The sequence below is a fragment of the Enterococcus sp. HMSC072F02 genome, from assembly GCF_001837725.1.
GTDB classification, from domain to species: Bacteria; Bacillota; Bacilli; order Lactobacillales; family Enterococcaceae; genus Enterococcus_B; species Enterococcus_B lactis.
On the sequence record NZ_KV833949.1, the window covers coordinates 37,356 to 57,507 of the forward strand.

General features: G+C 37.9%; 18 protein-coding genes, 1 tRNA gene and 1 pseudogene. 15 read left to right on the top strand and 5 right to left on the bottom strand.

What is annotated here, in order from left to right; translation table 11 throughout:
- Positions 1 to 10: 10 nt before the first annotated feature.
- Positions 11 to 1,162, top strand: coding sequence for a mannitol-1-phosphate 5-dehydrogenase (locus HMPREF2731_RS06315; protein ID WP_002291501.1), 1,152 nt, complete (start codon positions 11 to 13; stop codon positions 1,160 to 1,162).
- A gap of 61 nt (positions 1,163 to 1,223) precedes the next feature.
- On the opposite strand, the gene HMPREF2731_RS06320 is transcribed toward HMPREF2731_RS06315, so the two are convergent.
- The 3 genes from HMPREF2731_RS06320 to HMPREF2731_RS06330 form a co-directional block, all read right to left on the bottom strand.
- Positions 1,224 to 1,922, bottom strand: a complete 699-nt coding sequence (locus HMPREF2731_RS06320) for a type 1 glutamine amidotransferase (protein WP_002291503.1) — start codon at positions 1,920 to 1,922, stop codon at positions 1,224 to 1,226.
- Positions 1,915 to 3,267 (bottom strand): Mur ligase family protein, encoded by a 1,353-nt coding sequence (locus HMPREF2731_RS06325; protein WP_002287244.1) that lies wholly within the window; start codon positions 3,265 to 3,267, stop codon positions 1,915 to 1,917. Before HMPREF2731_RS06325 ends, HMPREF2731_RS06320 begins: the two co-directional genes overlap by 8 nt.
- A 220-nt stretch (positions 3,268 to 3,487) precedes the next feature.
- Positions 3,488 to 4,888, bottom strand: coding sequence for a TrkH family potassium uptake protein (locus tag HMPREF2731_RS06330; RefSeq protein WP_002291505.1), 1,401 nt, complete (start codon positions 4,886 to 4,888; stop codon positions 3,488 to 3,490).
- A 160-nt stretch (positions 4,889 to 5,048) separates the two neighbouring features.
- On the opposite strand from HMPREF2731_RS06330, the gene HMPREF2731_RS06335 reads away from it, so the two are divergent.
- The 4 genes from HMPREF2731_RS06335 to lepB all read left to right on the top strand — a co-directional run bounded on the left by HMPREF2731_RS06335 (position 5,049) and on the right by lepB (position 7,897).
- Positions 5,049 to 5,786 carry an epoxyqueuosine reductase QueH gene (locus HMPREF2731_RS06335; RefSeq protein WP_002291509.1) on the top strand — a complete coding sequence of 246 codons (738 nt, stop codon included), beginning with the start codon at positions 5,049 to 5,051 and terminating at the stop codon, positions 5,784 to 5,786.
- A gap of 124 nt (positions 5,787 to 5,910) precedes the next feature.
- On the top strand, positions 5,911 to 6,390 hold the full coding sequence (locus tag HMPREF2731_RS06340) for a hypothetical protein (RefSeq protein ID WP_002291510.1): 480 nt from the start codon (positions 5,911 to 5,913) through the stop codon (positions 6,388 to 6,390).
- Positions 6,387 to 7,154, top strand: a complete 768-nt coding sequence (locus tag HMPREF2731_RS06345; RefSeq protein WP_002291511.1) for a DUF6681 family protein — start codon at positions 6,387 to 6,389, stop codon at positions 7,152 to 7,154. Before HMPREF2731_RS06340 ends, HMPREF2731_RS06345 begins: the two co-directional genes overlap by 4 nt.
- A gap of 173 nt (positions 7,155 to 7,327) precedes the next feature.
- Positions 7,328 to 7,897, top strand: a complete 570-nt coding sequence (lepB, locus tag HMPREF2731_RS06350; protein WP_002291512.1) for a signal peptidase I — start codon at positions 7,328 to 7,330, stop codon at positions 7,895 to 7,897.
- A 121-nt stretch (positions 7,898 to 8,018) separates the two neighbouring features.
- Here lepB and HMPREF2731_RS14320 read toward each other — a convergent pair.
- A pseudogene (locus tag HMPREF2731_RS14320) lies at positions 8,019 to 8,608 on the bottom strand (class I SAM-dependent methyltransferase).
- Positions 8,609 to 8,928: 320 nt separating this feature from the next.
- Between HMPREF2731_RS14320 and HMPREF2731_RS06365 the strand changes: the two are divergent.
- The 7 genes from HMPREF2731_RS06365 to upp all read left to right on the top strand — a co-directional run bounded on the left by HMPREF2731_RS06365 (position 8,929) and on the right by upp (position 15,915).
- Complete coding sequence (locus tag HMPREF2731_RS06365; RefSeq protein WP_002291517.1) at positions 8,929 to 9,513, top strand: thymidine kinase; 585 nt, start codon at positions 8,929 to 8,931, stop codon at positions 9,511 to 9,513.
- A gap of 2 nt (positions 9,514 to 9,515) precedes the next feature.
- Positions 9,516 to 10,589, top strand: a complete 1,074-nt coding sequence (gene prfA, locus HMPREF2731_RS06370; RefSeq protein ID WP_002291519.1) for a peptide chain release factor 1 — start codon at positions 9,516 to 9,518, stop codon at positions 10,587 to 10,589.
- A complete protein-coding gene (gene prmC, locus HMPREF2731_RS06375) occupies positions 10,582 to 11,421 on the top strand; it encodes a peptide chain release factor N(5)-glutamine methyltransferase (protein ID WP_002291522.1) in 840 nt (279 codons plus the stop codon). The genes prfA and prmC overlap by 8 nt, the downstream gene beginning before the upstream one ends.
- Before the next feature lie 193 nt (positions 11,422 to 11,614).
- A complete protein-coding gene (locus HMPREF2731_RS06380; RefSeq protein WP_002291530.1) occupies positions 11,615 to 12,640 on the top strand; it encodes an L-threonylcarbamoyladenylate synthase in 1,026 nt (341 codons plus the stop codon).
- 165 nt (positions 12,641 to 12,805) lie between these two features.
- Positions 12,806 to 14,050 carry a serine hydroxymethyltransferase gene (glyA, locus tag HMPREF2731_RS06385; protein WP_070872604.1) on the top strand — a complete coding sequence of 415 codons (1,245 nt, stop codon included), beginning with the start codon at positions 12,806 to 12,808 and terminating at the stop codon, positions 14,048 to 14,050.
- A 154-nt stretch (positions 14,051 to 14,204) separates the two neighbouring features.
- A complete protein-coding gene (locus HMPREF2731_RS06390) occupies positions 14,205 to 15,152 on the top strand; it encodes an alpha/beta hydrolase (protein ID WP_002328941.1) in 948 nt (315 codons plus the stop codon).
- A gap of 133 nt (positions 15,153 to 15,285) precedes the next feature.
- Complete coding sequence (gene upp, locus HMPREF2731_RS06395; RefSeq protein WP_002291540.1) at positions 15,286 to 15,915, top strand: uracil phosphoribosyltransferase; 630 nt, start codon at positions 15,286 to 15,288, stop codon at positions 15,913 to 15,915.
- A gap of 137 nt (positions 15,916 to 16,052) precedes the next feature.
- Here upp and HMPREF2731_RS06400 read toward each other — a convergent pair whose 3' ends face one another.
- Positions 16,053 to 16,295: a hypothetical protein gene (locus HMPREF2731_RS06400; RefSeq protein ID WP_002291542.1), complete on the bottom strand. Its 243-nt coding sequence runs from the start codon at positions 16,293 to 16,295 to the stop codon at positions 16,053 to 16,055.
- Between the two features lie 120 nt (positions 16,296 to 16,415).
- On the opposite strand from HMPREF2731_RS06400, the gene HMPREF2731_RS06405 reads away from it, so the two are divergent.
- From HMPREF2731_RS06405 to HMPREF2731_RS06415, 3 genes are all read left to right on the top strand, one after another.
- Positions 16,416 to 16,488, top strand: a tRNA-Thr gene (locus HMPREF2731_RS06405).
- 138 nt (positions 16,489 to 16,626) lie between these two features.
- Complete coding sequence (locus HMPREF2731_RS06410) at positions 16,627 to 16,926, top strand: bacteriocin immunity family protein (protein WP_002291543.1); 300 nt, start codon at positions 16,627 to 16,629, stop codon at positions 16,924 to 16,926.
- A 463-nt stretch (positions 16,927 to 17,389) separates the two neighbouring features.
- Positions 17,390 to 20,116, top strand: a complete 2,727-nt coding sequence (locus HMPREF2731_RS06415; protein WP_083325478.1) for a Cna B-type domain-containing protein — start codon at positions 17,390 to 17,392, stop codon at positions 20,114 to 20,116.
- The last annotated feature ends 36 nt before the right edge of the window (positions 20,117 to 20,152 follow it).

Genomic DNA, 20,152 nt, shown 5'->3' on the forward strand with positions numbered 1-20,152 from the left:
AGAGAGAAAAATGAGAGCAGTACATTTTGGTGCAGGAAATATCGGTCGAGGATTTATTGGAGAAATTTTGGCAGCTAATGGATTTGAGATTACTTTCGTAGATGTGAATCACACGATCGTTGATGCTTTAAATGAAAGAAAAGAATACGAAATCGAATTAGCAGATGAATCAAAAGAAAGAATCACTGTAAAAAATGTCAAAGGAATCAACAATCAAACAAATCCAGAAAAAGTAATCCAAGAAATCGCTGAAGCAGATTTAGTTACTACCGCCATTGGCCCGAATATCTTACCTTTTATTGCCGAGTTGATTGCAAAAGGGATCCAAGAAAGAGAAATGGAAGGAAACACAACACCTTTAGATATCATTGCCTGTGAAAACATGATTGGCGGTTCAGCATTTCTAGAAAAAGAAGTGTATAAATATCTTCCAGAAACATCATTTACTGACAAATATATCGGCTTTCCAAATGCAGCAGTCGATCGAATCGTCCCATTACAACACCATGAAGATCCTTTATTCGTCCAAGTAGAACCTTTCAAGGAATGGGTCATTGACGATAGCCAAAGAAAAAATAAAGAAATCCAATTAAAAGGGGTTTTATATGTAGATGATCTAGAACCATATATCGAACGCAAATTATTTAGTGTCAATACTGGTCATGCGACTGTCGCTTATACAGGTGCCTTGTTAGGTTACCAGACCATTGATGAAGCAATGCAAGATGCGTTAGTTGTGGCACAATTAAAATCAGTTCTGCAGGAAACAGGAAGTTTGCTGATTGCCAAATGGGGGTTTGATGCAGAGCAGCATCATGCGTATATTGAAAAAATCATCCATCGCTTCCAAAACAAATATATCTCTGATGCGATCACACGTGTCGCTCGGACACCATTACGTAAGCTAGGTTATCAAGAACGGTTTACACGGCCAGTGAGAGAACTGCAAGAACATAACTTGACTTGTCCACATTTGACGGCAACAATGGGTATTATTTTTAATTACTATGATCCTGAAGATGAACAAAGCCGTCAACTGCATGAAATGAAGATCCATGAAAACTTGGAACAATTGATCCAAGAAGTCACAGGAATCAATGATCCGAAAACAATTGGGAATATCAAGCAAAACGTGAACCGTTATGCCAAGCAAGTCGCTTAAAATAGGATACGAAAAAGGGAAATGTGACGCAACTTTTGTCACATTCCCCTTTTTCGAATAACTAGGCTGTTTGTCCTTCAAGATAGGGCAGGTCCAACTCTTTACCGTAACGTTGTTCTAAAGCTAGGCGGATCAAGCGAGCTGCTAATTTCTCATTTCTTGCAAGGATAGGTCCGTGGAAATAAGAACCGAAGACATTTCGGTAAATGACACCTTCGGATTGATCTTCCCCATTGTTTCCTTGACCTTGTACCACTTTACCCAAAGGCCGTTCACCTTCACCTAAGAAAGTCCGACCATTGTGGTTTTCAAATCCATAATAAGTTTCATTGAATTCTTCATTATGGATGACAATGTCACCGATAAACCGGTTATTTTCCTGACTTAATGTGTAGTGATCCAGTGCACTGATACCTTGGATCTTTTCTCCGTTGGCTCCCATGTAGTAGTGACCTAGCAATTGATAACCACCGCAAATGGCTAACATGACACCATCATTTTCGATATAGTTGATCAAAGAATCTTTCTTTTTCTGGATGTCTTTTGAAATGATCAGTTGCTCAAAGTCTTGACCACCGCCAAAGAAAACCAGGTCATATTTATCAGCATCAAAAGGTTCATGTATACTAACGATCTCCGTATGGCAAGAAACCTCCATTTTTTCTGCTACATATTTCAACATCAAAAGGTTTCCGTTATCGCCATATGTGTTCATCAAATTTCCATAAAGGTGGGCGATATTGAGTTCATAATTAGCCACGATTCATTCCTCCTTTGATAAATCCTTGAGCCGCTAGTTCTTTACGCAGCTGCAATACAGCAGTGTAAGTAGCTAAGATATAGACATGTTCAGTTGGCAATTCTTTGATTTTTTCGATTACTTCTGGTAATTCTTTTGTTTCTGTCAATTTATTTTCTGGAATCCCGGCAACTTTCAGACGTAAAGTCATATCTGTATGACGGTCTCCTCCAGAAATAACGGCTGGGATATCCATATCGGCAAAGTTTTCAAAATTACCATCCCAAATCCAGCTGACATCGATTCCGTCTGCGTAATTGGCATTCAATAAAGCCACTAAAGAAAATGGATAAGGAGCTAGACCAATCATATCGATTACTTGATTGATACCTACAGGATTTTTGACAAGTACTAATGTACATTTTTTTCCATTGATATTGATGACTTCTTGTCGGCCGAACACTTTCTCGTCATATCCTAACCCTTGTTTGATTTTATCAGGATCGACATTGAAGTACTCCGCCACTGCAGTAGCTGCTAAAGCGTTGTAGACGTTATACATACCACCAACTTCGATTCCATATTCATGACCATCGATCACAAAATCTGCTGAAACATTGTCCATCCGTACCATATCAGTCAATCGGTAATCCAGTTCAGGTCGTTTGAAGTCACAATTTGGACAGTAATATTTTCCTAAGTTTGCATAAGTGATCATTTTATAATGCAGGATGTGATGACAATTTGGACACAAGACACCGTCTGTATTGTAATGCGCCATTTGTTCACGATCTTCTTCATGGTCAAAGCCATAATATTTTCTAGGATTAACTGTTTCGATCGAATTGAAGATCGGTGAATCACCGTTACTGATAATCGTTGCATTTGGTGACTTTGCAGCACCGTCTACAATCATTTTATAGGTCGTATAAATTTCTCCATACCGATCCATTTGATCACGGAAAATATTTGTAAATAAAAATAGTTCTGGTTTCATATATTCTGTGACTTTGCTCAAACTTGCTTCATCTATTTCTAGGACAGCAAATTTTTTCTGTCCTTTTTTTGGTTTTGCCTGCAAGAAAGTCGATACAATTCCCTGTACCATATTCGCACCAGTAGGGTTGGTTAGAACTTCATCGAATTGCTGGCGCAAAATATTGACTGTTAAAGCGGTAGTCAATGTTTTACCGTTTGTTCCGGTAACAACGACGACTTGGTAGTCTTTTGCCAAGCTATCTAGTATATGTGGATCGACTTTCAGCGCTAGTTTACCTGGTAAACTTGATCCGCCTTTAAAAAAAGTTTTTAATGCCCATTGCGACGTTTTCCCAACTGCAATCGCAAAATGACTGCGTATTCCCATTATGTAACCTCCAAAAACGATTTGCTGACGAATAAATTCAACTAATCATACCATATGTTGAAAAAAAGGTTAAATTGCTTTTCTTATTCTTAAGAAAAGGTTACGGCTGAAAGTGCATGAAATCGGACAAAACCGCATGATTTAACAAAAAAACAGCTTGAAACAAAATGATTGTTTCAAGCTGCTGTGATTTTATTACTCCTCATCGGTCTTTTCATTATTAACCAATAATGATTTTCTCACTTGGATATTCATAGCCCAGATCTCGGGTTTCTTTTGGTACGAACAGCATCAATGTATACAGCATTCCAATCCGCCCAATAAACATCAGGGCAGCAATCGTAATTTTCCCTACAACAGACAAGTCGCCGGTAATTCCTAAGGACAAACCAGTTGTTCCAAAAGCAGAAGTTACTTCGACGATGATCGAGATCAGTGTTTGTTCCTCTGTAGCAGATAAAAAAACGATACAAAAGAAACACATACCAAGAGAAAGCATAAAGACAACGACTGACTTTCGCACATCATCTTGTTCGATTCTTCGTCCAAAAATATTGATATTATCCTCACTCTTGAGGAAGGAGTATAGATACAAACCGATGATCGCTACAGTAGTTGTTCGAATCCCGCCTCCTACAGAACTAGGACTGCATCCGATAAACATCAGTAAAGAAAAAATAATCAGTGTCGTAATCTGAAAATCACTCAAATCGTGAATCTGGAGACCGGCATTACGAGTCGTGATCGAATAAAACATCGAATTGATCCATTTGACACTCATACTGGAATCTTGGAATAAATGGTCCTTTTCCAATAGATAAATTAAGATAGTTCCCGAAACGAACAAGATGACAAAAGCCAACACAGCTAATTTGGTAAACAAGGAAAAACGAAATGGAAGCTTTGCACTGGAACGTTTATATAACAGCCACTCCCGGCACTCCATCAATACAGGAAAACCAATTCCGCCGACAAAAATCAAAAACATGATCAGAATCAAGAAAAAATAGTCATGTGCAAAGGGCTTGATGGAATCCCCAGTGACGTCAAATCCAGAGTTCGTGACAGCCGATACCGCCTGATAAAAACCATAAAAAACGGCATCACGCCAACGATCAAAATAGCCTCTGTAATAAAAATAAATAGAAAAGAATGTCCCAAAAAGTAATTGAAACCAGATTAAAATAGCAAAAGTGATCCGAATCAGTCGGACGATACCAGACAAACGCGGTTGATTCATATCCGTCATGATCAGCTGCCGCTGTTTCAATGTGATTCGTCGTTTAGAAAAAATGACAAAAGCAGTAGAAATCATCATGATCCCCAAACCACCAACTTGAAATAATATTTCCAGCAGTATAATGCCGTTATCATTGAACACAGAATTGATATCAAAAGTCGATAGTCCAGTCACACTCACTGTACTGATTGCCATGAACAGCATGTCCACAAAAGAAACATGGCTATCTGGTTCGCGAAAAATCGGCAGATAAAATAGAACGAGTGATAAGACCGTCATCAATATATAATAAAAAACGATGATTTGGATCGATGAGAAATGATTGGCAGCAAACTTTTGTCCTCGCCGCTGCAGCCTTTGAAAGAATAAATCAACATGCACAGTACTATCCTCCTGACAATAGTCGTTTCTACCAGTATACAAGGGGAATCAGGAATACTCAAAGAAATTATTGAACAGATAACAATACAGCTTTCGATTAAAATAGAAATGGCTTATAATAAAGCAAATCCTAGAAAAAAGAAGGAGGAGGAATAACAAATTGATCAATGCCCAACAAATCGTAGAAAAAATGAAAAATCAAAAAATAAATTATGATACAGTTCTGAAAAAAATGATCATGCAATGGGAGAAAGAAGAAGTAAAGCCTAAGATATTAATACATACATGCTGTGCTCCTTGCAGTACGCACACATTGGAATTCATGTCTCAGTATGCAGATATCACGTTATTTTTTTCAAATTCGAATATCCATCCTAAAAGTGAGTATTTGCGGAGATTACATGAACAAAAACGATTTGTAGACCAATTTAATGAGAAAACTGACCATCATGTAGCGCTGATTGTTGATGAATACCGTCCAAGTGAATTCACCAAAATGGTTTTAACCAACCATCTTGAAGACGAAAAAGAAGGTGGTGCTCGCTGTAGTGCATGCTTCAATACGCGATTAGATCTTGTTGCGCAAAAAGCGCAAGAACTAGGATACGATTATTTTGGAAGTGCCCTGACGATCTCACCAAAGAAAAATGCAGCCTTGATCAATCAAATCGGAATGGATATCCAAAAGATTTACGGGACACGATATTTGCCAAGTGATTTCAAGAAAAACAAAGGCTATGAACGCTCTTTGCAAATGTGCAAAGAGTATGATATCTATCGCCAATGTTATTGTGGTTGCGTGTTCGCTGCCAAGCAGCAAGGATGTGATCTGAAAAAAATCAATCGGGAAGCAAAAGCTTACTTAAAAACATCGACCGTAGTTTTGGATGAAAATTAAAGAAATCTTTCGGAAAAACGTAAGAAAAAAATAAAGAATTTATGATAGAAATAAGGTAGACTGTATAATTTGTCCGTAGTAAAGTAAGGAAACAAGAATAAATTTCAATGAAGGAAGAGATAAGATGCGAAAAGTAGCACCTATTTTGAAGCCAATCGCTGTATTAACAATCTCGACGATTGTCGCGACTACTACAGGTATTGTGAATAGTTCCAGCTACCGTGCACCAAGTTCAAGTTCTAGTACTGTAGAAGAAACAACACCAACTACTTCAGTCTCGACATCTGAACCAACAACAACGGAAAGTTTGAATGAAACCACTACGACAAGTACATGGGACGATACAACAACTAGTTCGTCGTATGATGAGACATATACAACTGACAGCTCAAGCGAAACAAGTAATACGGTACCAGATGGCACTCCATCGGATTCAACCAATCCAAGTACAAGTCCGGATACAAGTGCTAGCTCCGAAACGATACCAAGCAGTACGACTGTAGATGATAACACGCAAAATGATGATGCAGCACGTACAGCACAGCAAAACCAAGATTCAGGAAATACCCAAGCGTATAACCAGCAAGCAGGTGATTCTCAATGACATTTTTACTAGACCTTATCAACGGGGTGCATAAATTCCTTGGCTATTTAGACATCAGTCCTAAATATCTTAACCGTGGATATACGATTTTAAGTGTGATTCCCACGCTTTATTTATTGAGAATTGTTTATGGACTTTGGCAAAACCAAAACTATCTTCAATTTTTCTTATATGGACTTGCATTTCTAGTGCTTGTTTATTTTACTGTTTTAAATGTATTTTATTACTTTTTAGATAAAAACACGAAAGCCGATGTCACGCAGCTTTTTGTGAAGTATTTGCCTGATGAAGCGTTCAACATCCAGACAGAAGAAACGATCAATAATGGAAATTCGATCGATAAAGTGAATACACAAGAGGTCATGGTTTCGTATGACGAAGATTACCAATTGAAATTAGCCGAGAATATGCGGTATTTGATTGGAAATGGTGAGATCAAAACAAATGAACTCGGTCGCATGGATGGATTTTTGGTCGACAGAAATACATTGTATCCTTATTACTATGTCAAGAAAACAGGTGAGAAAGAGTATGTTCTAAATATTGGACGAAGCTACTCGGACATGGAAAAAGTAGGGACCATTCGACTGAGCTCAACAGAAGACACATTGGAACCTGTCGGATTGTTCATCGTTGGCGGTGATTTTGTCAAAGACGGGTTGCGTTATCATGAGCCTTATCGCCTGAAATTAATTGCAAAAAAAGCACAATCACAAGAAGAACAAGTTGTTTATAGTCGGAGCCAAAGAAGAAGACATTCATAAGGGGATGTGACATGACTTTTGTCATGCCCCTTTTTTATATAACGAGAAAAATAGAACGAACACGTCACTTATTCTTTCCTTTCATTTATAAACATTGTAGAATAAAGAGAGTACAACGAAATATCGTAAAAAAATGTAATAAATAACGAGGAAATATAAGTAGGAGGTAAGCTGTGAAAGAATTTTTGAAAAATTGGGGGATTCTGATCCTTGTATTAGCGGCTATTTTATTAGCTAGAGTGTACGTGTTTACACCAGTCACTGTAAACGGACATTCGATGGACCCTACATTAAGTGATGGACAACGACTGATTTCATCTAAAATCTCGAACTATGAACGAATGGACATTATTACTACGAAGGAACCAGGGGATGAAGAACGAATGATCGTTAAACGAATCATTGGTATGCCTGGGGACACAGTCAAGATGGAAAATGACCAGTTGACCATTAATGGCAAAAAGTATGATGAGCCTTATCTAGATAAGTTCAAAAAAGAATTTTCAAAAGATAAGTTACAAGGAGAGTATGCTTATAGTTCAGGGTTCCAAGCACAAGCAGAAAGTGCCTCTACCTTTACGAGCGATTTTGAATATACTGTGCCGAAAGGAAAGTATCTTGTTCTGGGGGATAACCGTTTGATTTCAAAAGACAGCCGAATGTTTGGGTTAGTCGACAAAGATATGATCCAAGGCAAAGTTGTTTTCCGCTACTGGCCTCTTTCAGAAATCAAAATCATTTGATGAAAAAATAAAAAGAAGAGGTTGTGACAGAAGTGGTCAGCTTCAAGAAATAAGAAGCTGCTTTTGGAACACCGTTTAAACGAAAAAAGAAGCTGTGACATATTTTTGTCACAGCTTCTTTTTAATCTTTTTGGCTGATGGATAAGAAAAGCGACGCATGTTTATTCATGAATAGCTTTTCTCCACGATGAAAAGTATGACTAGCAGTAGAGACAAAGCCAGTTTTTTTCAATCGATCGTTCAATTCTTCTTGGGTAAAACCATTATGGACTTTCGGATGACTGATTTGTTCATTCTTGTCAAAATCTACAATAATCAGTTGACCGCCAGGAGCTAAAAGTTCGTAAAGTTTCATGAGAATAGTCTCTGTATCGGGAATGTGCAAAAGTACGAGTGATAGAAGGGGACAGCAGGAAATTCGACAGAGGCATCAGCGTGGATCGTGCGGACATTTTTCAGATCTGCTGCTTGGATCTTTTCTTCTGCCATTTTCAACATAGTTTCTGAAGCATCGGCAATGATCAGTTCTTTGAATCTTTCCGCAAGCGGTAAACTCACAAGCCCAGTTCCGCCTCCATAATCCAGCAGGACTTTTTGGTGGCTGTCGCGCGGTAGATAAGTAGTTAGTTCTTCGCGAATAATTTTGGCTAATGCTTGACGGTCAGGGGAATCATAATGGTTAGCGATGGAATCAAAAATATTTTTTGTCATCAAATAGCTCCTTACATAAAACTTTGGAATTTTAACTTATTATAGCACGTGAAAAGAAAGAAAACATGCTATACTCAATTCAAAAAGAAAGTATTTAGCGGATGTACTTATTTTTATAACTCCTAAGAATTTTCAAGGACAGTAATTTTTCCAGAAAGATGAGAGAAATGGATCGCCTTATTTAGTTCCTGTCAAAAAGTTGGAACAAAAGTAAGCAAGGGATTTGAACGATAATCTGTGCTTGATGAAAATTCTCACTGTAAAAAATGTTGAAAATCAAGTATAATACCATAGGAACAAACTGGAAGGTGAAAAAGAGCATGGCACAACTATTTTTTAAGTATGGCGCAATGAATAGCGGCAAGACGATCGAGATCCTAAAAGTCGCTCATAATTATGAAGAACAAAACAAACCAGTTGTCTTGATGACAAGCGGTATTGATACGAGAGATGGTTTAGGCGTTGTTTCAAGCCGAATCGGACTGAAACGTGAAGCAATGCCGATATTTGAAGAAACAGACGTATTTGACGTGATTCAGAACATGGAAAGCAAACCCTATTGTGTGCTGATCGATGAAGCGCAGTTCTTAAAAAAGAAACATGTCATTGCTTTTACGAGAATCGTGGATGAATTGGATATTCCGGTTATGGCGTTTGGTTTGAAAAATGATTTTCGAAACGAGTTATTTGAAGGATCAAAATATTTATTGCTTTACGCAGACAAGATTGAAGAAATGAAAACGATCTGTTGGTTCTGCCACAAAAAAGCAATCATGAATTTACATTATATTGATGGGAAACCTGTTTATGAAGGCGATCAAGTGCAAATTGGCGGAAATGAAGCTTATTACCCCGTTTGTCGAAAACATTACTTTCATCCATCAATGATTACAGAAGGAGAATAAGCATGTACGATCAATTACAATCAATTGAAGACCGTTATGAAGAGCTTGGAGAACTTTTAAGCGACCCAGAAGTGATTTCTGATACAAAGCGCTTTATGCAGCTTTCAAAAGAAGAAGCAAACACGCGCGAAACAGTCGAAGTTTATCGTCGTTATAAAGAAGTAGTACAAGGAATCACCGATACAGAAGAACTGCTTGGTGAAAAACTGGATGATGAAATGGCTGAATTAGCAAAAGAAGAATTATCTGAGTTAAAAAAAGAAAAAGAAGTCTTAGAAGAAAAAATCAAGATCCTGCTTTTACCAAAAGATCCAAATGACGATAAAAATATCATCATGGAAATCCGTGGAGCAGCAGGTGGAGACGAAGCAGCCTTATTCGCGGGTGATCTTTTCAATATGTACCAAAAGTATGCTGAAGCGCAAGGTTGGAAAACAGAAGTGATGGAAGCGAACGTTACCGGAATCGGTGGATACAAAGAAGTGATCATGATGATTACCGGAGAGAATGTTTATTCGAAATTAAAATATGAAAGTGGTGCACACCGTGTCCAACGTGTTCCTTCAACTGAATCGCAAGGGCGTATCCATACTTCCACAGCAACAGTTGTCGTGATGCCAGAAGCTGAAGAAGTAGAGATCGATATTGAAGACAAAGATATCCGCACAGATATCTATCATGCTTCAGGTGCTGGCGGACAGCACGTCAATAAAACAGCATCTGCTGTACGTTTGACTCACTTACCAACAGGGATCGTCGTTGCTATGCAGGATGAACGTTCTCAGATCAAGAACCGTGAAAAAGCAATGAAAATCTTGCGTGCTCGTGTGTATGATAAGATCCAACAAGAAGCACAAAGTGAATATGATGCCAATCGAAAATCAGCAGTCGGAACTGGGGATCGTTCAGAACGGATTCGGACATATAATTTCCCGCAAAATCGCGTGACTGATCACCGTATCGGATTAACTATCCAAAAATTAGATCAGATTTTAGCAGGGAAATTAGATGAAATCGTTGATGCATTGATCATGTATGATCAAACATCAAAACTGGAAGCTATGCAAAATGGGTAAAATGACCTATCGAGAAGTCCTGTCACGGGCTTCTTCTTTTTTAGAGGATCATGGAAAAGAAGCATACAGTATCCAATTTTTATTTTTGGAACGGAAACAATGGAAAAAACTTGATTGGCTCCTTCATATGAACGAAGAGATTTCAGAAGAAGAACAACAGTTGATCGAAACAGATCTGCGACTTCTGCTTGCAGATCATCCGCCTCAGTATTTGCTAGGATATGCAGATTTTTATGATCATCGGTTGAAGGTAACCGAAGCAACACTGATTCCTCGACCAGAAACAGAAGAGTTAGTGGAGTGGTGTTTAGACGAGACGCCTGATGTACCATTGGAAGTGATAGATATTGGGACAGGTACTGGGGCGATTGCTATTAGTTTGAAAGCAGCAAGAAAAAATTGGCATGTATCTGCCGTAGATCTTTCTGAAGAAGCGTTAGAAGTCGCGAAAGAAAATGCTCAGCACGAAGGAACGAAAATCAGTTTTTACCATGGGAATACATTGGAACCAGTACAGGATCGGCGATTTGATGTGATTATTTCTAATCCGCCGTACATCAGTCGGAATGAATGGGAACTGATGGATGAAAGTGTCCGGTCATTCGAACCTAAGATGGCCCTTTTTGCGGAGAACGATGGATTAGCTGTTTATGAAAAAATAGCAGTTGAAGCACCAAGCGTACTAAAACCAAATGGAACGATTTTTTTAGAAATCGGATTTCGCCAAGGTGAAGCAGTAAAAAAAATATTCCAGCAAGCATTTCCAGATAAAAAAGTAGCGATAAAAAAGGATCTTTTTGGTAATGAACGAATGATCCAAGTCTACAGTTGAAGTTGTGGATGAAAAAATTTTTATTTGTTTTTTTATTATAAAAAAACACTAATTTGACAAGGATGTAAACGACTTTTTGGCTTATCAACAAGTTTGTCCACTATTGACAAATGGATTATCCACAGACAGTGGAAAACTTGAGGATAAAGTTGGATAAAACAAGAATGTATGAAAAAGGGGTTGTGGATAAACTGTGGAAACGAAACGTTATGATGAAACTGAATTAAAAGAGGCAGCCAAAGCACTGAAAGCAGGAGAACTTGTTGCTTTTCCTACTGAAACAGTGTATGGATTGGGCGCCAATGCTCTATTGCCCAATACTGTCAAGAAAGTGTTTTCTGTAAAAGGAAGACCTCAAGACAATCCATTGATCGTCCATGTCGCCTCTTTTGAACAAGTAAAAGAGTATGTGGACAACTTTCATCCAGAAACAGAGAAGATTGTGAAGAACTTCTGGCCTGGACCACTAACTTTGATATTTAAAATCAAAAAAGACACCTTGCCCTCAGTTGTAACAGGAGGATTATCCACAGCTGCATTTCGTATGCCGGATAACAAAAAAACACTAGAAGTAATCGAACTTTCAGGGGTTCCGCTTGTCGGTCCAAGTGCAAATACGTCGGGAAAACCAAGTCCGACAACTGCAGATCATGTATTCCATGATCTACAAGGAAAAATTACCGGGATCATTGAGGATGGAGCTACGCGAATTGGTGTAGAATCCACTGTTCTTGATTTAAGTAATCCAACAGCCATGCCTATGATCTTACGACCAGGTGCAGTAACGAAAGAACAAATCGAAGCAGTCATCGGATCTCCTGTTGCTGTTGATCAGCATCTTGTAAAAGAAAATGAAACACCAAAAGCGCCTGGGATGAAATACAAACACTACTCACCCGATACACGTGTTCTGATGGTCAGAGATAGCGATTGGTCAATTGCAGTTCAATGGGCAAAAAATAAGAAGATCCGTGCAGGTGTCATAGCAAGCCCCGAAATTGCGGATCAAGTGCGGACAGATACTGCAGCTGTTTATATGTATAACGACAACTCAGTAGAAGCGGCGGCTAAAGGATTGTTTGCAGGTCTAAGAGGATTAGATGAACCAACACTTGGATTAGATTTGATTTTTGTACAAGTATATCCAGAAACTGGATTGGGGAATGCTTATATGAATCGCTTGAAAAAAGCAGCTGGGCAAAATTATTTTGAAAAATGATCAATTGGTTATTGCCGCATTCTTTTAGTATGATACAATGCTATCAAGTAAATCTTCTATCAGTGAACGAAAAACGAAGTGTAAATAGAAGAGATACGAATATTTGGCAATTTGTTTTTGATGGGAAAAATAAAATTGTAGGAAAATAAAAAGGAGCTGTTGTTTGTGGTAGATTACAAAACGTTTGACCCTGATCTTTGGGCTGCGATCGCCAAAGAAGAAGAAAGACAAGAACATAATTTGGAGCTGATTGCCTCTGAAAACTTTGTCTCCGAAGCAGTGATGGCTGCGCAAGGAAGTATTTTGACAAATAAATACGCAGAAGGTTATCCAGGGCATCGCTATTATGGTGGATGTGAATTTGTCGACATCGTTGAAAATTTAGCGATTGACCGTGCAAAAGAATTATTCGGAGCAAAATTTGCGAACGTCCAACCTCACTCCGGCTCTCAAGCCAACACGGCTGCTTATCTCGCTTTGGTAGAACCAGGGGACACGATCTTAGGAATGGATCTTTACGCAGGCGGACATCTAACACATGGATCACCAGTCAACTTCAGTGGCAAAACCTATCACTTTGTTGCTTACGGTGTTGATCCGACAACAGAAGTTATTGATTATAATGTGGTACGTATTTTAGCTAGAAAACATCAACCAAAATTGATTGTAGCAGGTGCCAGTGCTTATGGACGAACGATCGATTTTGCGAAATTCAGAGAAATCGCAGATGAAGTAGGCGCAAAACTGATGGTAGATATGGCACATATCGCAGGATTAGTAGCAGCAGGACTTCATCCTAATCCAGTTCCTTATGCAGATATCACAACGACTACCACTCACAAAACATTGCGCGGACCTCGAGGCGGCATGATTTTGACAAACGATGAAGCATTAGCGAAAAAAATCAATAGTGCGGTCTTCCCAGGTATTCAAGGCGGACCTCTAGAGCATGTGATTGCTGGGAAGGCAGCGGCATTCAAAGAAGCACTAGATCCTGCATTTAAAGAATATAGTGAACAAATCATTGCCAATGCAAAAGCAATGGTCAAAGTATTCAATCAAGCAATCGGAACAAGAGTCATTTCAGGAGCGACAGATAATCATCTGATGCTGATCGATGTTCGTGAGTTAGGTATAAATGGAAAAGAAGCAGAGAGTATTTTGGACAGTGTGAATATCACGGTAAATAAAAACTCGATTCCTTTTGAAACACTAAGTCCATTCAAAACAAGCGGCATCCGAATCGGTACACCAGCAATCACTACTCGCGGATTCAAAGAAGAAGATGCTGTAAAAGTGGCTGAATTAGTTGTCAAAGCATTACAAGCAAAAGGCGACAATGCTCAACTAGACGAAGTCAAAACAGGTGTACGCGAATTAACTGAAAAATTTCCATTGCACAAAAAATAAAAATTTAAATTCCATATAAAACAGAAAAGTTCAATGCTGGACTTTTCTGTTTATTTTTTTTGGAGAAAACGGATTCTTTGACAATATCGATGATGCTCTCTAGTATATGAGGTGTAATTTTAGTCTTCACATTAAATCTCAGGGAGGAAAAGTCATGACTGATCGTATCTCGTTAGAAAAGGAAGCCATAGCATTCAGTGATGCAAATGCACCTCATCCGCGAATCTATGAACTAGCACCGGAAGAAGGAAGAGCATTACTGGAAGAAGTACAAGGATCACCTGTGAACAAATATTCCGTTGATATTGAAGACTTGATGGTAGATACTGGCGAATGGGGAAAAATCAATATTCGTTTTGTACGACCAGAAGGAAATATAGATAAATTACCAGTTATTTTTTATATCCATGGAGCTGGTTGGGTCTTTGGCAGTGCTCAAACCCATGATAAATTGATCAGAGAACTTTCGGTCCGCACGAATTCTGTCGTTGTCTTTCCAGAATATAGTCGATCACCTGAAGCGAAATATCCAACAGCAATTGAACAAAATTATGCTGTGTTGCAACAGCTGAATAAATTAGCCAAGTCAAAAAATCTGGATCTCGAGAATCTAATTGTTGCAGGAGATTCAGTAGGTGGTAACATGGCTACAGTCATGACGATCTTAACAAAAGAACGAAAAGGGCTCCCAATATCTAAACAATTGCTGTATTATCCAGTTACCAACGCTGATTTTGATACAGATACCTATCATGAATTCGGAGAAAACTATTTTTTGACGAGAGATGGAATGAGATGGTTTTGGGATCAATATACGACGAATGAAGAAGAACGTGCTGAAATCACAGCTTCGCCTTTGAGAGCAGACCTGAATGAACTAAAAGATCTACCTCCAGCAATGATTTTGACAGGAGAAGCGGATGTATTAAGAGAGGAAGGCGAGGCTTATGCACGCAAACTTCGTGATGCAGGGGTTCCTGTTACACAAGTACGCTTCCAAGGAATCATCCATGATTTCGTCATGGTAAATGCTATGGATCAGACAAAGGCAGCGCGTGCAGCAATGGCATTATCTACTTCTTGGATCATGGAAAAAGAATAAGCTTTGCTTGTCAGCAGGAAAACTTCTTTTCAAAAAAGGATTTTCTTAGGAAAAATGGCGAGTTTGACTAGTCAATCACTTGATTTTGTTTTACAATTAAAAAGAAACGACAGAACAAAGGAGAGCTTAAAAAATGGGCAAATTTCAAGTGATCGATCATCCATTGATTCAACACAAACTAACTATTATTCGGGACAAAAACTGCGGAACAAAGGTTTTTCGTGAAGTAGTCGATGAAATCGCTATGTTGATGGCATATGAAGTATCACGGGATATGCCGTTGGAAGACATCGTGATCGAAACACCGATCACTGAAACAACACAAAAAACGTTGTCCGGTAAAAAAGTAGCGATTATTCCAATCTTGCGTGCAGGTATCGGAATGGTTGATGGTATCTTGGAATTGATTCCAGCTGCTAAAGTGGGCCATATCGGTCTTTATCGAGATGAAGAAACATTTGAGCCACATGAATATTTCGTCAAACTTCCAGAAGACATTGATGCACGTCAGTTGTTTGTAGTAGATCCAATGTTGGCAACAGGCGGATCAGCAATCATGGCAATCGATGCATTGAAAGAACGTGGCGCGTCGAACATCAAATTCGTTTGTTTGGTAGCAGCACCTGAGGGAGTAAAAGCTTTGCAAGAAGCGCATCCTGATATTGATATCTATACAGCTTCTCTAGATGAAAAATTGAATGAACATGGTTATATCGTTCCTGGACTAGGGGATGCGGGTGACCGTTTGTTTGGTACAAAATAAGTGAAAATGAAAAAGGATGTGACACAACTTTTGTCACATCCTTTTTGGTCATTTTTAATGTTTGAGGCAGAGCAGCTTTTTCACAGCTTTCGTTTGTATATAAAAAAACCATCCCAAAAATGCAGAGATGGTCAAATTCAAATCTTTTTAAGTTCTTTGTAGTTAACGATTACTACACCCTTGCTTTGCGTCATCAAGTTCGCATTTTCTGCAGTTTCATCAATCTCAACAACAGCGGAATTTTTCAATTGTTTTGAAATCGTTCCAGTTTGCGGCTTGCCGTGAATCGTGAACATTACGTGAGTATTGATCTTGAATTTTTCACCAATTTCCGATGGTACGATAGTTGTATCAAATTTTCCAAAAGTTGCCATTTTCATAAAACCTGCCTTTCACATCAATTATACCACGTTTTATGAAAAATATCATGAAATTAAACTAATTTTCCATCGAACTCTTTACAATCAGCCAAATAGAGTATATAATTTCTTTTGGATAAGGCCAGCTTAGCTCAGTTGGTAGAGCAACGCACTCGTAACGCGTAGGTCGTAGGTTCGATCCCTATAGCTGGCATAAAGCAAAAGACAGATACCCTGGTTGGGTATCTGTCTTTTTTCTTTATGTCTGTGTGATTTAAAAACCACTAAAAATGGCGTATAATTTGTGTATAGAATGTAGTGGGGAGAAAAATATTTCTGGGAGGAAATCGTGATGTCTAAAAGTGAAGAAATAGAAAACATGGTACTAAAATTATATGATCTCGTTTTAAATCCAGAGATCAATGAAAAGGAACGTATACTTCTGATAGAAGCAAAAACAGGCTTAGAAAAAGGTCAGTATTATCCTAAAGTCATGAATAATTTGGAACGTAGTTTACGTCCGTTAGCAATCAAGGGAGAATTGTCTAAACCAGTCTCACCGTTTTATATGGAGATATCAACAATAGGAAAATTTGAAAAAGAATTAGGTCGAGGAATGGCTTCGGCACCGATTACTTTTGGGCATTTATAAAAATGGATTATTCATCTCAATGAATTAAAAAGTAGCGTCAATCACAGAATACAGGCTAAGTTCGTTTATTTGAACAAAGTCTGTATTTTTTATATTGTGTTTTATTCTTTATTTAACATAAAAACAGCTGTTATAAAATAATAATGCTAATTAAAAGAATATTTTATGCAACTATAGTTATTTATGCACGTTGCATTTTTGTAAGTTAAAAATTGGAAATATAGATTGAAAAAATGAAAGCAATAAGTAAAATAAAATGAATATATGCGAAAAAATAATTTGCATTAGGAAAAACCTTGTAAAAACAGTTTTTTGGCATATTTATTTTTTATAAATATTTGTAAAATAACTATCAATTTTTTAGTTAAAAGATTGGAAATGAGTGGGGAGGAATTGAAGAAAGGATTTTTGAGAGATGATATGGTAGGTTTTATTTTTAGTTAAAATAGGGGAGATAGAAAAAATGAAAAAGTGTAGAAATATTATTTTATCAATGTTATTTATTATTACTAATATAACATCACTGATTCCTGTTCATGTCTATGCGGATTCAGGCAGAGATATCAGCAGTAATGTCACTTCGTTGACCGTGGATCCAACGAATATTACAGATGGAGGAAACATAAAAGTAAAATTCTCGTTTGACGAAAAAAAAAAAGACATCCAGCCAGGTGATTATCTTTGGATCAATTGGCCAAGTGAAGGAAATATTCGCGGTGAAGGATTTCAAAAAGAAATCCCATTAATGATTGAAAATAAAAATGTTGGAACTTTAACGGTCAGAAAAGATTCTGCACAGGTTGTATTTAATGAAAATATTAAAAACATAGACTCAGTAGAAGGTTGGGGGCAATTTGAGATACAGGCCAGAAACGTAACCGATACTGGTGAAGAAAATACGGGGCCATTCACCGTGACGAGCGGTGACAAAACGGCTACTGTAAATGTGACAAAGCCAGCTTCTGGTTCTTCTTCTAGCGTTTTTTATTATAAAACAGGAGACATGCTTCCTGAAGATACTGAGCACATTCGATGGTTTTTGAATATTAACAATAACGGCACTTACGTTGAACAACCAGTTAAAATCAGCGATGAAATCCAAAGTGGACAAAGATTAGATCCAAGTGCGTTTGAAATTAATCAAATACACTTAGGTGAACAGAAAGTTTACAGAGGAGAAGAGGGAATCCAACAATTTTTACAAGATTTCCCCGGTGCTACATTTGATTTTTCAGTAAATGATAATTACATTGAAATAACTATACCAAAAAACTTTGTCAATCTTAGAATAATAATGGTGAGTTATAAGACGATCATAGAAGAACCAGAACAAACAAGTTTTGAGAATCATTCGAAAGCTTGGTTTAAAGAAGTTAATAAACCTGCTGTTGATGGAGAAAGTTTCAATCATACAGTTAAAAATATTTCAGCTTCTGGTGGAGTCAACGGTACAGTTAGAGGCGAATTGAAGATTTTCAAATATATCAATGGCACAGAGATTGGTATCCCAAATGTGACTTTCGAATTAAGACGAGCAGATGAACAGCCTATTCAAGGACAGTCTAGTATCCTATTGACTTCGAATGAACAGGGAGAAGTTAGTATCAAAGGTCTGCAAGTAGGAGATTATGTTGTAAAAGAAAAAGAAGCACCCAATTGGATTGATTTTGATCCACTAAGTTCAAATGAACTCAAATTCTCCATAAACGAAAATGATACAGAGGGAGTCAGTTTACCTATTTATAACAAGAAAAAGGTTACGAACATCACAGCAACTAAAATTTGGAACGGTGGAACCACTCCCAGACCAAGTATTTATTTCAAATTATTCAGAGCAAGTACAAACAATTGGGAACCAGTTCCTGATGCAGAAACAAAACGATTAGATAATGGAATAACTTCAGTGACTTGGGAAGATATCCAACAGTATGATGATAGCGGAAACGAATATACGTTTAAAGTGCAAGAAGTAGACCAAAACGGAAATGATTACGTCCCTTCAGGTTATCAAAAAATTGAAAACGGGCTAGTCGTTACCAATGAGAATAAAGAAGTCATTTCAGTCTCAGGACAAAAAACATGGGAAGACAATGAGAATCAAGACGGCAAACGACCGACAACGATCACAGTGAATCTATTAGCCGACGGTCAACCGATCCAACACAAAGAAGTAAGTGAAAAAGATGATTGGCGCTATCGTTTCACAAATCTGCCAAAATACAAAGACGGCCAAGAAATCATTTATACAGTAACGGAAGACAACGTACCAGAATACAGTACGACGATTGAAGGGTATAACATCAAAAACAGTTATACACCGGGCAAAACTAGCCTAAGTGCTACTAAAGTATGGGATGATGGAAATAACCAAGACGGGGTACGACCTCAAAGTATCCAAGTCCAGCTGTATGCTAATAACCAAAAAATAGGCGAAGCAGTAGAACTGAGCGAGGAGAATCACTGGACGACCACATGGAACGAATTGGCAGAAAAGGCGAAAGGTCAAGCTGTCACTTATCGAGTGGAAGAGTTGACCAAAGTAGCTGGCTATACCAGTGAAGTTAAACAAACAAAGGATGGAAACAACATTATTACCAATACCCATGTGCCAGAAACCAAAGAGGTCTCAGGACAAAAAACATGGGAAGACAATGAGAATCAAGACGGCAAACGACCGACAACGATCACAGTGAATCTATTAGCCGACGGTCAACCGATCCAACACAAAGAAGTAAGTGAAAAAGATGATTGGCGCTATCGTTTCACAAATCTGCCAAAATACAAAGACGGGCAAGAAATCATCTATACAGTAACGGAAGACAACGTGCCAGAATACAGTACGACAATTGACGGGTATAACATCAAAAACAGTTATATACCGGGCAAAACAAATATAGCTATACCAGGTAACCACATAAAACCGTGGAAAAATTTTCCAGAGAAGACAGAGAGAGAGAAAATTAGAAATCTATTCTCTCAAAAATTGCAAATATTTGCTCATACAGGGGAATCTAGCGAACAAAGAACCAATTATATTAGTAAGAGAGCTGTACCTAAACAGATAACAAATAAATCAAAAAGCATTCTTCCTAAAACAAGTAGTAAAAAATCTAGTTTTGCTGTAATCATTGGTTTATTGATAGTAACTATCTGTACAGGGATATTCTTACAAAAATATAAAAAAGTTTAGATAGAATACCCGTGGTGCTAGTTAATTTTTTCCTAG